Here is a 17,331-nt window from a genome sequence, read left to right as displayed (position 1 = left end):
CTAAATTTTAAGACAGATAATGGAATAAAATTATGTTTGAGCCTGTAGAAATCAGTAATAATGCAGTAATTAAAGTAGTTGGTGTTGGCGGAGGCGGTGGAAATGCAGTAGAATATATGGTAAGAGAAAAAATCGAAGGAGTTGAATTTTTTGCCATTAATACTGACGCTCAAGCTTTAAGAAAAATAGAAGTAAGTCAGACAATTCAAATAGGCAATAATATTACTAAAGGATTAGGAGCCGGTGCTAATCCAGAAATTGGTCGAAATTCAGCAGAAGAAGATAAAGAATTATTAAAATCTGCATTAGATGGATCTGATATGGTCTTTATTGCTGCTGGAATGGGAGGTGGAACTGGTACTGGAGCAGCACCTGTAGTAGCAGAAATAGCAAAAGAATTAGGAATTTTAACTGTAGCAGTAGTAACAAAACCTTTCAATTTTGAAGGTAAAAAAAGAATGATTATTGCAGATCAGGGAGTTGTAGAATTATCAAAATATGTGGATTCTTTAATTACAATACCAAATGATAAATTACTTAAAGTATTAAGTAGAGGAATTTCTTTACTAGATGCTTTTGGAGCTGCAAATAATGTTTTAAAAGGAGCAGTTCAAGGCATTGCAGAATTAATTACTAGACCAGGTCTTATGAATGTAGATTTTGCAGATGTTCGAACAGTCATGGTAGAAATGGGATATGCAATGATGGGAACAGGTATATCTTCCGGTGAAAATCGTGCAGAAGAAGCTGCAGAAATAGCTATATCTAGTCCATTATTAGAAGATATTGATTTATCAGGAGCTAGAGGTGTATTAGTTAATATTACTGCTGGTTTCGATTTAAAATTAGATGAGTTTGAAACTGTAGGAAATACTATTAGATCTTTTGCATCAGATAATGCAACAGTTGTAATAGGAACTTCTTTAGATCCAGATATGAATGATACACTTCGAGTAACAGTTGTGGCAACAGGTATAGGTATGGAAAAATATTCAGATGTTAATCAAATTAAAAATAAGTCTTCTAAAGAAACATTAATAGATTATCGTTATCAATATTTAAATATGTCATCCCCAACATTAGACAAAAAACATATAAAAAACGAAATTAAAGACACAGAAAATTCAAAACGAAAAGAAACAGAATATTTAGATATTCCTGCTTTTCTTAGAAAAAGATCTGATTAGTTTTTAAAATAAAAATTAAATAAATAAAAAATTTAATTATATTAATTATAAAATTTTATATTAAACTATCTTTTATTACCTGCGCCAATAAAGAAAAATTATATATCGGCGCAAGGAATAAAAAATTATATGATAGTGATTATATATAATTTTTTTAAATATTTTTAATAATATTTAAAAATTATCTGAGAATATATTACAAGTGATAAATAATATTCAAATTACATATAATGCAGCTAAAAAAATTAAAGATTTTATTTCAACTAAAAAAAATAAAAATTTAAAATTAAGAATATATATTATTGGTGGAGGATGCAGTGGTTTTCAATATCAATTTATTTTTGATGAAAATATTAATCAAGATGATATAATAATTAAAAAATTAGATATTTCTATTATTATTGATCCTATTAGTCTGCAATATTTGCATGGCGGAAAAATAGATTATATAGAAAATTTAGAAGGCTCAAAATTTATAGTATACAATCCAAATGCGAAAAATACATGTGGATGTGGTTTATCATTTGATATTTAATCTATTTAAATATTTTTTAAAAATATTAATTGTATCAAAATATTCTTAAAAAAATTAAAAATCATTAAAATGAATATAAAAATTGGAATTATTGGAGCTATCAAACAAGAAATTAAAATATTTAAAAATCTTATAAATTATAACAAAATAAAAATTTTTGGAAATTTTAAAATTTATATAGGAAAATTTAATAAAATTAATATATTTTTAATACAATCAGGAATAGGAAAGGTTGCAGCTAGTATTGCAACTATGATACTAATCACTTTATTTAAACCAAATATGATTATTAATAGTGGATCAGCAGGTAGTTTAAATAGTAAATTAAAGATAGGAGATATTATAATTCCAAATCAACTATGTTATCATGATGTAAATTTAACCAATTTTGGATATAGTATAGGACAAATACCTAAATATCCAAAAAAATTTCAAATAAATAAAAAATTATTTAATAAAATAATAGAAATTTTTAAAAAAAATAAATTAAAAATTTTAACAGGTTTAATTATTACTGGTGATTCATTTATAAACAAAAGAGAATTAATTAATAAATTAAAAATTAAATTTTCTTCTGCGATTGGAGTTGAAATGGAGGCTGCAGCAATAGCTCAAGTATGTTATAAATTTAACATTCCTTTGATTATTATAAAATCAATATCTGATTTATCTAACAATCAAGCTACTATAAATTTTAAAAAAAACATATCTATCGCATCATTAAAATCTTCAAATTTAGTTATATTAATTTTAAAAAAAATAAAATATTTAATAAATCTATTAAATAAATAATAGCATTATTATTATATTTTTGATAATCTTTAATAAACAAAAAATTTTAAATATATTTTATAAAATCATTATCCTTCTTTAAAAAAATCTAAAAATAAACTCTATTATTTCACTACATTTATAATCAATTATTAAATAATTATATTTCAAGGGTAAAAAATACCATGATTAAAAATAAAATATGGCATGAAACATTTCATTGCCATCTTGGGCAATATTTTTTAATTGATAAAATACTATATCAAAAAAAAAATCAATATCATGATATTAAGATATTTCATAATTCAATTATGGGAAATATCATGACAATAGATGACGTAGTACAAACTACAGAAAAAGATGAATTTATATATCATGAAATGTTAAGTCATGTACCTATATTTTCTCATGGCTTAGTAAAAGATGTATTAATAATAGGAGGAGGAGATGGTGGTACATTAAGAGAGGTATGCAAACATAAAAACATTAGTAATATTACAATGGTTGAAATTGATATTAATATTATTAATTTATGTAAAAAATATTTTCCAAATCATAGTGATAATGCATATAATGATTCTCGTTTAAAATTAATTATTGATGATGGTTTAAATTTTATAAAAAATACACATCAAAAATTCGATTTAATTATATCTGATTCTACTGATCCTATAGGATGTGGAAAAAATTTATTTCTATCAGAATTCTACTTAAATTGTAAAAAAAATTTAAAAAAAAATGGAATTTTTGTTGCACAAAATGGAACATCTTTTTTACAAATAGATGAAATTTTTTTAACTTATAAAAACTTAAAAAAATATTTTCATGATTGTACTTTTTATCAAGCTATAGTACCTACTTATTATGGAGGAGCTATAATGTTTGCATGGGGATCTGATAATCAAAAATTACGTTATATTGATCAAAAAATATTAAAATCTAGAATAAAAGAAAAAAAAATAATTTTTAAGTACTACAATCCTAAGATACATATAAGTAGCTTTTCTTTACCACAATATATAATTAATAAGTTAGATACAAGTTAGAAATCCTTTTAAAAGAGAGTGATAAAATTGCAAAAACTAAAATTATATGGCTTTAATAATTTAACAAAAAGCCTAAGTTTTTGTATTTATGATATTTGTTATGCAAATACTAATAATTCAAGAAATAGCTATATTACATATATTGATGAACAATACAATGCTGTTAGATTAACAAAAATATTAAAAAAAACATGCTCAATTATTGGTGCTAATATTTTAAATATATCTTGTCAAGATTATGAACCACAAGGTGCTAGTGTGACTATATTAGTATGTGAAGAACCAATAAATTTAGATACAGTTAATATTGAAAAAAAAAATAATAATATTATTTCTTCATCAGTTCTTGCTCATCTAGATAAAAGTCATATTTGTGTTCATACATATCCAGAAAGTCATCCTCAAAGTGGCATTTGTACTTTTCGAGCAGATATTGAAGTGTCAACATGTGGTATAATTTCCCCGCTAAATGCATTAAATTATCTTATTAATCAATTAGAATCAGATATTGTAACAATTGAATATCGTGTTAGAGGATTTACTAGAGATATTAATGGAATTAAACATTTTATTGATCATAAAATTAATTCTATTCAAAATTTTATGTCTGATACTATTAAAACTATGTATGAAATGGTAGATGTTAATATTTATCAAGAAAATATTTTTCATACTCGAATGTTATTAAAAGAATTTTGTTTACAAAATTATTTATTTAATACTAATATATGGGATTTATCAAAAAAAGAGCGAACCTATATAATCAATTTATTATGGAGAGAAATGAGAGAAATATATCATGGTAAAAATATTACAATGATAGAATCATTATCAAAAAAATAATATTTTTATATATCTTTTTAAAAATCCTAATATTTAATATTATTCTTTTAGAACAAGAAAAGATTATAGAAACATAATTTCTATAATCTTTTCTTGTTCTAAAAGAATAATATTAAATATTAAATTAAGATACTTTTTTAACATTTAATAAATCTGTAATTGTTCCCTGGAAAATTTCTGCTGCTAAACAGATTGATTCAGATAAAGTTGGGTGTGCATGTATAGTCAATGAAATATCTTCTACATTACATCCCATTTCAATAGCAAGTGTAATTTCATTAATTAATTCACCAGCATTTAAACCTATTATTGAACCACCAATAATTTGACTATTTTCTTTATTAAAAATTAATTTAGTCATTCCAGATGTACAATTCGAAGAATTAGCTCTACCTGAAGCACTCCAAGGAAAAATAGCAGTTTCATAATTAATTTTTGATGCTATTGCCTCTTTTTCATTTAATCCTACCCAAGAAATTTCAGGATCAGTATAAGCTACTGATGGAATAGCTTTAGGTTCATAAAAATGATTTTTTCCTGCAATAACTTCTGCAACAATATGTGCTTCATGTATAGCTTTATGAGCTAACATAGGGAAACCTGTTACATCACCAATTGCATAAATATTAGATATATTAGTTCTTAATTGATTATTTACTTTAATAAATCCAAACTTATCTAAATCAATGCCAATTTTATTTAATTCTAGATATTTAGTATTAGGTTTTCTACCTATTGCAACTAATATATTATCATAATGCTTACTTTGTTTAATATTTCCTTCCATATGCACTATAAGATCATTTTCTTTTGATTCAATATTTTTAATATGTGTATCTAAAAATAAATTAAATCTTTTATTTATTATTTCAGTATACTTTTTAGAAATATCTTGATCTAATAATGGAAGAAGCATGTCAAATCGATCAACAATATCAACTTTCGATCCTAATGCACTATATATTGTGGCCATTTCTAAACCAATAATACCACCCCCAATAATTAAAAAACGATTTGGAATTTTTTCAAATGTCAATGCATCTGTAGAATTCCATATTCTATTATCTTGCAAAGATAGAGAGGGGAGCTGGATAGAACTAGATCCAGTTGCTATAATAGCATGCTTAAAAGAAATAGAAAATTTATTTTTATCACCTTCTATAAAAATATTATTATTATCTTCAAAGTAAGCTTTACCTTGAATAAATCTTATATTTCTTTTATTATTCATACTATACAAACCACTAGTAAGTTTATGTATAATATTGTTTTTCCAAGTTTGAATTTTTTTAACATCAACAATAGGTTTTGTAAAAAATACACCTGCTTCAGATAAATCTTGCGCATCTCGTATAACTTTTGCTATATGTAATAAAGATTTTGAAGGAATACAACCAACATTTAAACAAACACCACCTAATTTTGAATGACGTTCTATTATAATAGTATCTAAACCTAAATCAGAACAACGAAAAGCTGAAGAATAACCAGCCGGCCCAGAACCTAAAACTACTACTTCTGTTTCAAGTTTTTGATGCATTTTAACCTCTTTTATAATTATTTAAAAAAAAGTATTTTCATTAATATAAAATTACATAAGTAAAAAACGTATATCACATAAAACTTTTTTAAGAAAAGAAATAAAACGAGCTGCATCTGCTCCATTAATAATACGGTGATCATAAGATAAAGATAAAGGTAGAATTAAAGATGGGATAAAATTTTTACCATCCCAAATAGGTTTAATTACAGATCTAGATACTCCAAGAATTGCTACTTCAGGAAAATTAATAATTGGAGTAAACCAATTTCCACCAATACCCCCTATATTTGAAATTGTAAAACAACCATCTTTCATATCCAACTTATCTAATTGATTTTTACGAGCTTTATTAGAAAGTAAAATTAACTCAGATGATAAATCAACAATATTTTTTTTATCAACATTTCTTATTACTGGAACAAATAACCCATTATCCACTTCTACAGCAAAACCAATATTTATATATTTTTTAAAAATGATTGTTTTTTTATCTAAAGATAAAGAACTATTAAAAATTGGAAATTTTGATAATGCATATGATACTGCTTTTATTATAAAAATTAATATTGTAATATTAATGTGATTAATATTTTTTTTATATTCTTCTTTATTATAATTCTTACGAAATTGTTCTAATTCAGTAATATTTACATCTTCAAATTGTGTTACATGAGGTATATTTATCCAATTATTATATAAATTTTCACCAACAGTTCTTTGTAAATCATTTATTTTCTTTTTTTCTATTGTTAATTGATCTAAATTTTCACAACTTTTTTTTGCATATAATTCTAAATCATCTTTTAAAATACGATTTTTAGGACCAGAACCTATAATTTTATTTAAATCAATATTTAAATCACGTGCTAATCGTCTTACTGATGGAGTAGCATGTATAATATCTTTTTTAAAATTAATATCATTATGAATAGCTAATTTATTAGTTATTGGAGAATTAATATGAATAAATTCTTTTTTATTAGATGCTTCAATATTATTTTTTAAAAATACCATAATTTTAGAATTAGAAGTAACTCTATCCCCAATTTTAACATTAATTTTTTTTACAATACCGGATTCAGGCGATGGTATTTCTATAGAAGATTTTTCACCTTCTACAGTTATAATGCTTTGATCTAATTGTACTTTATCGTTTATTTTAACTAAAATTTCTACTACTTCTGCTTTATCTAAACCAATATCAGGCATTTTGATATCAATATACACTATATCCCCTTATTTATGCTAATCTAGGATTAATTTTATTTGGATTAATATTAAATTTAACAATTGCTTCTTCTACTATATTTTTATTTATATTATTTAACTCAGCTAATAAACTTAATGCAGCTACTACAATATAGTAAGCGTTAACTTCAAAATGATTACGTAATTTTTCACGACTATCTGACCGACCAAACCCATCTGTACCTAATACATAATATAACTTTGATGGAATATAACTTCGAACTTGTTCCGCAAATAATTTCATATAATCAGTTGCAGCAACAGCAGGAGAAGAATTCATAATTTTTTTTATATAAGGGATTTTATTTTCTTGATTAGGATGTAACATATTCCATCTTTGACAATCTTCTCCATCTCTAGCTAATTCTGTAAAAGAAGTGACACTATAAATATCTGTTGTAATGCAATAATCACTAGATAAAATTCGACCAGCTTCATATATACAACGCAAAATAGCTCCAGATCCCAATAACTGCATTCTTAATGCATTTCCATGTAATGTTTTTAATTTATAAATACCTTTACATATACCTTCTTCTGAACCTTTAGGCATAGCAGGCATATAATAGTTTTCATTAATCGTAGTAATATAATAAAATATATTTTCCTGAAGAGCTCCATACATCCTTCTTAAACCATCCTGTATAATAACAGCTACTTCATAAGCAAAGGAGGGATCATATGAAATGCAATTTGGAATTGTTAAAGATTGTATATGACTATGACCATCTTCATGTTGTAAACCCTCTCCATTAAGAGTTGTTCTACCAGAAGTTCCCCCAATTAAAAATCCTCTAGCTTGTTGATCTCCGGCCGCCCAAAAAAGGTCACCAATTCTTTGAAAACCAAATATTGAATAATATATATAAAATGGAATCATAGGAAAATCATTCGTACTATAAGAAGTTGCGGCAGCAAGCCATGATGAAGCTGCTCCTAATTCATTAATTCCTTCTTGTAAAATTTGTCCTTTTTTATCCTCTTTATAATAAGCTAGTTGTTCATGATCTTGAGGTGTATATTTTTGACCATTAGGACTATAAATTCCAATATTTCTAAATAAACCTTCCATTCCAAAAGTACGCGCTTCATCAGCAATAATAGGAACAATTAAATTTTTAATTGAATTATTTCTTAAAATTAAATTTAATGTACGAACAAAGGCAATTGTTGTAGATATATGTTTACTTTGTTCTTCTAATAGTGATTGAAAATCTATCAAACGAGGAAGATCTAATTTTTTTGTAAATTTATCCAAACGAAATGGAATATAACCACCTAATTTTTTTCTTTGATTCTTCAAATACAAATATTCTTTAGATGTTTTTTCAAATTTAATATAAGGTAAATCTTTAATTTTTTGATTAGATATAGGAATTTTAAAACGATCTCTAATATAAATAATACCATCAAGATTAATTTTTTTTATTTGATGAGCAATATTTTTACCTTCTGCTACAACACCCATACCATATCCTTTTATAGTATGTGCTAAAATTACTGTAGGTTTTTTTTTAGTTTCTTTCGCTTTTTTTATCGCATTAAACATTTTTATAGGATCATGTCCGCCGCGATTTAAATTCCATATTTCTTGATCTGTCATATTTTTTACTAATTCTAATGTTTCTTTATATTTACCAAAAAAATATTTTCTAACATAAGCTCCATCTTTTGATTTAAATGTTTGATAATCACCATCTATTGTTTCATTCATCAACTGAATTAATTTTCCAGATTTATCTTTTTTTAATAAATTATCCCATGCTCCTCCCCATATTACTTTAATAACTTTCCATCCTGCACCATGAAAAAAACTTTCTAGTTCATTTATAATTTTTCCATTTCCTACTACAGGACCATCTAATCTTTGTAAATTACAATTTATTATAAAAATTAGATTATCTAATTCTTCCCGAACTGCGATAGAAATCGCTCCTTTAGATTCAGGTTCATCCATTTCACCATCCCCTAAAAAAGCATAAACTGTTTGATTAGAAGTATTTTTTAATTCTCTATTTTTAAGGTACTTTAAAAATTTTGCTTGATAAATTGCAAAAAGAGGGCCTAGCCCCATTGAAACAGTAGGAAATTGCCAAAAATTAGGCATTAATTTAGGATGTGGATAAGAAGAAAGCCCATTTCCATCAACTTCTTGTCTAAAATTATCAATTTGATTAATAGATAAACGACCTTCTAAAAATGATCTTGCGTAGATACCAGGAGAAATATGCCCTTGAAAGTAAACTAAATCGCCTCCATCATAATCATTTTTAGCTCGAAAAAAATGATTAAAACATACTTCATATATAGTTGCTGATGATTGAAAAGAAGCTAAATGTCCACCTAATTCTAAATTTTTTTTTGATGCACGTAAAACCATCATAATTGCATTCCATCGTATAGCAGATCGAATTTTTTTTTCTAGAATTAAATCACCAGGATATTTTACTTCGTCTTCATTATGAATTGTATTAATATAATCGCTTGTAAAAAAATGTTTAAAAAAACCTGATTTGTTTATTTTTGCTTGTTTTAAAATTTTTTCAATTAAAAATTTTGCTCTTTCAAGACCTTCTTTTTGAATAACAGATTCAATTGATTGTATCCAGTCATTAGTTTCAATTGGATCCACGTCATCATATAAATTTTCTGACATGGTATAAATTCCTTGTATATTATTTTTATATTAAATTTTATATTAAATTAAAAATTTTGCATTAATTTTTAATTTAATATAAAATACATTTAAAATAAAATTAAAAATAAATTATTGATTTCTAAAAAAAATCAATAAAATTAACTATAAAATAATTAATTTTATTGATTTTATTTTTAAAATATATTTTATATAATATTTAATATGTAAAATTATTAAAAATACAATTTTCTTGTTCATTAACTTTAATAAATGTAGTTCTTTTTGTTAATTCTTTTAATTTTTGAGCTCCTACATAAGTACAAGATGATCTAATACCACCTAAAATATCACGCACTGTGGCATCAACATTTCCACGAAAAGGTAATTTTACTCTTTTCCCTTCTGAAGCTCTATACCCTCTTATTTCACCTGAATAAATTTTCATTGCAGAATCAGAACTCATACCATAAAATAACATAAATTTTTTTGAATCTTCTTCAATGATTTTTCCAGAGCATTCATAATGACCTGCAAGCATACCACCTAGCATCACAAAATCTGATCCACCACCAAATGCTTTTGCTATATCCCCTGAAACCACGCAACCACCATCACTAATAATCTGACCATTTAGTCCATGTGCAGCATCAGAACATTCTATAATAGCTGATAATTGAGGATAACCTACTCCAGTTTTTACTCGAGTAGTACAAACTGAACCTGGTCCAATACCAACTTTGACTATATCAGCACCAGATAAAATTAATTCTTCTACCATTTCCCCAGTAACAACATTTCCAGCACAAATAATTTTATCAGGAAAAATATTTCTAATTTTTTTTAAAAAGTCAACAAAATGCTCGGAATAACCATTAGCTACATCAATACAAATATATTTTAATGCAGAAGATAATGAAAAAATTTTTTGAACTTTAAAAAAATCTACATCAGAAGTACCAATTGAAACAATAACATGTTCTAACGTTTCTTTTGAACTTTGATTAATAAAATTTTTCCATTCATTAAATGAATAATATTTATGTATTGCTGTTAATATACGAAATTTAGACAAAGAAATTGCCATTTTAAAAGTTCCAATAGTATCCATATTTGAAGCGATAATAGGAATTCCAGACCATGAGTAGTTAGAGTACTTGAAAATAAAACTTCGAATTAAATCAACTTCAGAACGACTTTTTAACGTAGATCTTTTAGGTCTGATAAGAACATCTTTAAAACCTAATTTCATATCTTCTTCGATACGCATAAAAATTAATATCCTATGAAATAAATATATTTATATTAAAATAGTAATTTGTTATATTATAATAATAATATTCTATATATTAATTTTTTAAAACCAACCTAAATTTAAATAATTATGACTTATATTGTAGCACTTACTGGAGGTATTGGTAGTGGAAAAACTACTATTTCTAATTGTTTTAAAAAAATAGGTGTTAGTGTTATTGACACTGATGTGATTACAAGAAAAATAATAGAAAAAAATATACAAATATTTTATTCTATTAAAAAAAAATTTGGATCAAGCATATTAAATTTAAATAATTCAATTAATCGCCAACGTCTTAGAAAAAAAATTTTTAATGATAAAAAAAATAAATTATGGCTAGAAAATATTTTAATTCCAAAAATTTATAAAGAAAGCAAAAAACAAATTCAATTAATAAATTCAATATGGTGTTTATGGGTAGTTCCATTACTTATTGAAAAAAAATTAAACAAAATAGCGCATCGTATCTTATTAGTTGATACATCTGTAAAAACACAAATTAAACGTATAATAAAACGAGATAAAATTAATATATATCAAGCAAAAAATATTATTTATCAACAAGCAAGTAGAAACAAAAGAATTTTATTTTCAGATGATATTATTTATAATGATAATAATACAAATATAAAAATATTGGATAATTATGTATATTACTTAAATTCTTTTTATACATATTTATTTAATTTTTACCAATCTAAAAAAAATATACAAAAAAATTTTTTTAAAAAAAATTATTTAACAAAAATTTATTAATTATTATTATCTCAAAAATATATTTTTTAATTTTTTTATAACTGTATAATTAGATATTGGAAATTGATAATTTTTTATTGTTTTTACATCTACCCAGCAATGTTTATAACCTTCTCGACTATATATTTTTCCTTTCCATTTCTTCACTAAAAAAAAATATAATTTAATTTTTTTAAAAAATATTTTCTTATATTGAAAAAAAGAAAAATATAATATTTTGATACCTACTTCTTCAAATAACTCACGTTTTAATCCAGATATTAATTTCTCATTTTTTTTAATTTTACCACCTGGAAATTCCCAAGTATTTAAATTATATTTATTTTTATTTGCTTTAGTAATATAAATCTTATTTTTGTTTAAAACGATTCCAATAGCAACTTTTATATAATTCATATAATATATTTAATATTAAATTAATTAAATTTATAAAAAAATTATAAAATACCATGACAATATTTATATTTTTTATTTGAACCACAAAAACATAACGTATTTCTTCCAATCTTAATATTTTCTGACGATTCAATTGATTTTTTTTTAAAAATAAAATGTTTTTTTACATCAGAAGGATTTAATTTAAAAAGAAATGATATTATTTCATATTTTAAAAATTCCAACATATTAGAAAACATATTAAAAGATTCTCTTTTATATTCTTGTTTTGGATCTTTTTGAGCATATCCACGAAGATGAATTCCTTGTCTTAAATAATTCATAGAAGATAAATGATCCCTCCAAAGTTCATCTAATTTTTGTAAAAAAATAGACTTTTCTATAGTCCGAATATTATCATAACCAATTAATTTCTCTTTATTTTTATAATTTTTTTCTGCAACTTCAACAATATGTTTTACAATATTATCTATATTATAATTAGATTGTTTCTCAATTAAATTAATTATTGATATATATATATTGAATTCATTACTTAATTTTTTCTCTAAATTTATATAATCTAAATTATGTTTTTCTATTTTTTTATTTATATATCTTTTAATAGTATTATTCAGTACATCTTTTAAAATATCATAAATAATATTTTTAATATTTTCAGAATCAATTATTTTATTACGTTGTGTATAAATAATACGACGCTGTTCATTACAAACATCATCATATTCTAATAATTGTTTTCGCATTTCAAAATTTCGATTTTCTACTTTTTTTTGAGCATTTTCAATTGCTTTTGTCACCCATGAGTGTTCAATTGCTTCGTTTTTAGAAAGTCCTAATTTACGCATCATATTAACAATTTTATCAGATATAAAAATTCTTATTAATGAGTCTTCCATAGACAAATAAAAACGAGAAGAACCACTATCTCCCTGACGACCTGATCGACCTCTTAACTGATTATCAATACGACGAGATTCATGACGTTCAGTACCAATAATATGTAAACCACCAGATGAAATAACCAAATCATGTTCAATTTTCCAATTTTCTTTAATTTTTTTAATTTTATTTAAAGACATGTTTTTATTTAAAAAATCAATACTACCTCCTAAAACTATATCTGTGCCTCTTCCAGCCATATTAGTAGCAATAGTAACTGATTTAGATTTTCCTGCTTGTGCTATTATATCAGCTTCTTTAGCATGAAATTTTGCATTTAATACATTATGTTGAATATTTAATTTTTTTAATTTTTTTGAAATTACTTCTGATTTTTCGATAGATACTGTTCCAACTAAAACAGGTTGATTATTTTTTACACAATTCTGAATATCTTTTATAATAGCATATATTTTTTCTTCTTCAGTCATATATACTAAATCTGGCATATCTTTTCTTATCATTGGTTTATTTGTAGGTATAACAATAGTATCTAAATTATAAATAGATTTAAATTCAAATGACTCAGTTTCAGCAGTACCTGTCATACCTGCTATTTTTTTATATAAACGAAAATAATTTTGAAATGTAATAGAAGCTAAAGTTTGGTTTTCATTTTGAATTTTGACTTGCTCTTTAGCTTCTATTGACTGATGTAAACCATCTGACCATCTTCGACCAGGCATAGTTCTACCAGTATGCTCGTCTACAATAATTATATTATTATTTTTTATAATATAATCTATATCTCGAGTAAATAATTTGTGAGCACGTAATGCTGATATAACATGATGCATCAAAACAATATTATTTGAAGAATATAAAGATTCATTTTTATTCATTAATCTTTTTTGAATTAATAATTTTTCAAGTTTAATTAAACCTCTTTCAGTTAAATAAATTTGTTTTAATTTTTCATCTATTGTAAAATCTCCTTCACCTTGAAAATCATCTGAATCTTCTTTTTTTTGAAAAATCAAAGAAGGTACAATTTTATTGATTTCTGTATATAAAAATGAACTATTTTCAGAAGGTCCTGAGATAATTAACGGTGTTCTAGCTTCGTCTATTAAAATAGAATCCACTTCATCTACTAATGCATAATTTAATTCACGCTGAACTCTTTCTTGTTTATAAAAAACCATGTTATCACGTAAATAATCAAAACCATATTCATTATTTGTACCATAAGTAATATCACATAAATAAGCATGTTTCTTTTGATCAAAGTTCATTTCAGATAAATTTAAACCAACTGATAAACCAAGAAACTCAAATAAAGGAGTATTTTTTCTAGCATCTCTTTCTGCTAAATAATCATTCATAGTTACTATATGAACTCCTTTTCCAGATAAAGCATTTAAATAAGCAGGAAGAGTAGATGTTAAAGTTTTTCCTTCTCCCGTTCGCATTTCTGCAATACATTGTTTATTTAAAACTATCCCACCAAGAATTTGAACATCAAAATGACGCATACCAAAAATACGTTTACTTGCTTCTCGAACAGTAGCAAAAGATTCCACTAATAAATTATTTAAATTCTCTCCTTTCTCTAAACGTAATTTAAATAATTTTGTTTTTTCTTTTAATTGTATATCTGATAAATGTTCAAAATCTTTTTCCAAAGAATTAATTTTAGAAACAACTTTCTTGTATTTTCTTAAAATACGATCATTATAATTTCCAAAAATTTTTTTTAAAAATTTAATTAACATATTATAATTCTCAATTTATATTTTATTACAACTAAAAACATTTTATATAAAAAATTAAAGTACACTTCCACTCTAATACAAAAAATTTTTATATTTTCCCTTATAAATTTTTTATACTTTAATAATTAATATATTATTAATTTTTTATAAATTATCTAAAACTTAACATAAAATATAAAAAATTTTTAACTTCATAAAATATTTATATTTAATAATCATTCTAAATATATTTATATATAATTAGAATAAATATATACTAATTTATATTTAATTATTTTTATATTTATGTAGATCAGTATAATTTTTCTTATTAATTTTATTATGATATTTTTAATATTATTAAAAAAAATAGATATAAATTAATAATAATTAATAAATTAAATTTTTTTTATTACTATTTTAGTATCTGATATTATTTAAGTTTTAATTTAAGATAATTATTTTAATTTATTAATAATAAAAATATTTTTATTATTTTTACTGATAAAATATATTAATTTTAAAATAATTAATAGATTTCTTAACATAATTTTTTTATATTAAAGAATAAATTACTTTATTAATTATAAAAAAATTTCTATTTTGTACTATTTTAAATGCTATAAAAAAATTTTATAAAATTTTAAAATACAAAAAATATAAATTCTATTATATTCATAAAAAATTTAATTCTTAATTACTAATAATATTTAAATTAAATTTATTAAATATTAATAAACTATATATTAAAAATTATATTTTATATTAATAAAAAAATTATTTTAATTATAAAAATTATTAAAATTAAAGAATAAAACACTTCTTTTAGATAGTTTCATTTTTTTATTTATTTTAGTACATCCTAATTTTAGAAAAATATATTTTATTGAAAATTTTATAAAACAACATATATTCTATTTAAAAAATATTATAATATTTAGATAAGTTATTTTTAAAAATAGGTAAATTAAAACATTTAGGATATTCTACAGATAATAAATACAAACCTTTAGATGGAGCAGTAGGACCTGCATAATATCTATTTTTTTTTTTTAAAATTTCTTTTATAATATCTTTTTTATTTAAAAAATTTATTTTAATTAAAGAACCAATAATATTTCTAACCATACGATATAAAAAAGAATTAGCTGTAATATCAAAAATAACAAAATTATTTATACGATAAATATTTATTTTTTTTATACTTCTGAATGGAGTATTAGATTGACAACCTGATGCTCTAAAAGAAGAAAAATCATGATTTCCTAATAAATATTGAGCTTCAAAATTTATTTTAGAAATATTTAATTTTTTATATACATGATTAGTATAGTTATATAAAATACTAGAACGAAAAATATTATTATATATTATATAACGATAAGTTCGACTAACAGCGCTATAACGTGAATGAAAAAAATTTGGTACCTCTTTGATCCATTTAATTGAAATATTCTTAGATAAATATGTATTAATACCAACTGTCCAATTATAATTACTTCTAATAGAAGTTGTTTTAAAATGAATAACTTGCCCTATACTATGAACACCAGCATCAGTTCTACCAGCACAAAAAACATAAACTTTATGATTTGCAATTTTAGATAAACATTGCTCTATTTCTTTTTGAATAGAAGGATAATTTTCTTGAGATTGCCAACCATGATAATTGCTCCCATCATATTCAACGCCTAAAGCAAATGTTTTTATTTTCTTTTGTATCATAAAAAAATACTCCAATTTAAAGAACTATTAAAAAAAAATCTATAATTATATAAAAATATATTTAATAAAAGTTTATGTTAATATTAATTATTGATATTAATTTTAATTAATTTTTATAAAAATATTAATAAATTTCCTACATGCTTTATTTTAGAAATAAAAACATTTCATAATATTATAATAAGAAATATCTTACTAGGAAAAACTATGACAAAAAAAAACCAAAAAAAAAAATCTTCTTTAAATGTTCTTTCTTTAGCTGGTTTGCAGCCTTATCAAAAAAAAACAAATGAACAATATATGAACAAGAATCAAATATTACATTTTAAAAAAATTCTTGAAACATGGAAAAATCAACTAAAATTTGAAATTGATCATACTCTACTTTATATACAAGATAAATCGACAAATTTTCCAGATCCAATTGATAGAGCAGCACAAGAAGAAGAATTTAGTTTAGAATTAAGAAATCAAGATAGAAGTCAAAAACTAATAAAAAAAATCGAAATAACTCTAAAAAAGATAAATAATAATGATTTTGGATATTGCAATTCCTGTGGAATTGAAATTGGAATACGTCGATTAGAAGCTAGACCAACTGCAAGTTTATGTATTGACTGTAAAACATTAGCAGAAATAAGAGAAAAACAAATGGCTGGATAATTATATAATATATAGATTAGGATATTCGATTAATATATTATATATCGAGT

14 protein-coding genes are annotated in these 17,331 nt (G+C 23.1%); 7 read left to right on the top strand and 7 right to left on the bottom strand.

Going from position 1 to position 17,331, the window contains the following annotated elements; genetic code table 11:
• Positions 1–32: 32 nt before the first annotated feature.
• The 5 genes from ftsZ (at position 33) to speD (ending at position 4,382) form a co-directional block, all read left to right on the top strand.
• Positions 33–1,187, top strand: coding sequence for a cell division protein FtsZ (gene ftsZ, locus AB4W67_RS01030; protein ID WP_367682720.1), 1,155 nt, complete (start codon positions 33–35; stop codon positions 1,185–1,187).
• Positions 1,188–1,380: 193 nt separating this feature from the next.
• Positions 1,381–1,722 (top strand): iron-sulfur cluster insertion protein ErpA, encoded by a 342-nt coding sequence (gene erpA / locus AB4W67_RS01025; protein ID WP_367682797.1) that lies wholly within the window; start codon positions 1,381–1,383, stop codon positions 1,720–1,722.
• A 75-nt stretch (positions 1,723–1,797) separates the two neighbouring features.
• Positions 1,798–2,514, top strand: a complete 717-nt coding sequence (locus tag AB4W67_RS01020) for a 5'-methylthioadenosine/adenosylhomocysteine nucleosidase (RefSeq protein ID WP_367682796.1) — start codon at positions 1,798–1,800, stop codon at positions 2,512–2,514.
• Positions 2,515–2,678: 164 nt separating this feature from the next.
• Positions 2,679–3,539 (top strand): polyamine aminopropyltransferase, encoded by an 861-nt coding sequence (gene speE, locus AB4W67_RS01015; RefSeq protein WP_367682719.1) that lies wholly within the window; start codon positions 2,679–2,681, stop codon positions 3,537–3,539.
• A gap of 18 nt (positions 3,540–3,557) precedes the next feature.
• Positions 3,558–4,382 (top strand): adenosylmethionine decarboxylase, encoded by an 825-nt coding sequence (speD, locus tag AB4W67_RS01010; protein WP_367682718.1) that lies wholly within the window; start codon positions 3,558–3,560, stop codon positions 4,380–4,382.
• A gap of 124 nt (positions 4,383–4,506) precedes the next feature.
• Here the strand turns inward: speD and lpdA are convergent, their stop codons facing one another.
• The 4 genes from lpdA to AB4W67_RS00990 form a co-directional block, all read right to left on the bottom strand.
• On the bottom strand, positions 4,507–5,922 hold the full coding sequence (gene lpdA, locus AB4W67_RS01005) for a dihydrolipoyl dehydrogenase (RefSeq protein WP_367682717.1): 1,416 nt from the start codon (positions 5,920–5,922) through the stop codon (positions 4,507–4,509).
• Positions 5,923–5,973: 51 nt separating this feature from the next.
• Entirely contained in the window at positions 5,974–7,152 is a 1,179-nt protein-coding gene (locus AB4W67_RS01000) for a 2-oxo acid dehydrogenase subunit E2 (RefSeq protein WP_367682716.1), read from the bottom strand.
• Positions 7,153–7,165: 13 nt separating this feature from the next.
• Complete coding sequence (aceE, locus tag AB4W67_RS00995; protein WP_367682715.1) at positions 7,166–9,829, bottom strand: pyruvate dehydrogenase (acetyl-transferring), homodimeric type; 2,664 nt, start codon at positions 9,827–9,829, stop codon at positions 7,166–7,168.
• 199 nt (positions 9,830–10,028) lie between these two features.
• Positions 10,029–11,078: a GMP reductase gene (locus tag AB4W67_RS00990; RefSeq protein WP_367682714.1), complete on the bottom strand. Its 1,050-nt coding sequence runs from the start codon at positions 11,076–11,078 to the stop codon at positions 10,029–10,031.
• 114 nt (positions 11,079–11,192) lie between these two features.
• On the opposite strand from AB4W67_RS00990, the gene coaE reads away from it, so the two are divergent.
• Positions 11,193–11,861, top strand: coding sequence for a dephospho-CoA kinase (coaE, locus tag AB4W67_RS00985; protein ID WP_367682713.1), 669 nt, complete (start codon positions 11,193–11,195; stop codon positions 11,859–11,861).
• Positions 11,862–11,867: 6 nt separating this feature from the next.
• Here coaE and AB4W67_RS00980 read toward each other — a convergent pair whose 3' ends face one another.
• The 3 genes from AB4W67_RS00980 to truA all read right to left on the bottom strand — a co-directional run bounded on the left by AB4W67_RS00980 (position 11,868) and on the right by truA (position 16,618).
• Entirely contained in the window at positions 11,868–12,257 is a 390-nt protein-coding gene (locus AB4W67_RS00980; protein ID WP_367682712.1) for an NUDIX domain-containing protein, read from the bottom strand.
• Between the two features lie 41 nt (positions 12,258–12,298).
• Complete coding sequence (secA, locus tag AB4W67_RS00975) at positions 12,299–14,914, bottom strand: preprotein translocase subunit SecA (protein ID WP_367682711.1); 2,616 nt, start codon at positions 14,912–14,914, stop codon at positions 12,299–12,301.
• Between the two features lie 897 nt (positions 14,915–15,811).
• On the bottom strand, positions 15,812–16,618 hold the full coding sequence (gene truA / locus AB4W67_RS00970; protein WP_367682710.1) for a tRNA pseudouridine(38-40) synthase TruA: 807 nt from the start codon (positions 16,616–16,618) through the stop codon (positions 15,812–15,814).
• A gap of 207 nt (positions 16,619–16,825) precedes the next feature.
• On the opposite strand from truA, the gene dksA reads away from it, so the two are divergent.
• Positions 16,826–17,281 carry an RNA polymerase-binding protein DksA gene (dksA, locus tag AB4W67_RS00965; protein WP_367682709.1) on the top strand — a complete coding sequence of 152 codons (456 nt, stop codon included), beginning with the start codon at positions 16,826–16,828 and terminating at the stop codon, positions 17,279–17,281.
• Positions 17,282–17,331 lie beyond the last annotated feature (50 nt).

Source organism: Buchnera aphidicola (Protaphis terricola), assembly GCF_964059145.1.
Taxonomy (GTDB): Bacteria; Pseudomonadota; Gammaproteobacteria; order Enterobacterales; family Enterobacteriaceae; genus Buchnera; species Buchnera aphidicola_BP.
Note: the sequence above shows the minus strand (reverse complement) of the source record. Positions and strands in the feature narration are given on the sequence as shown.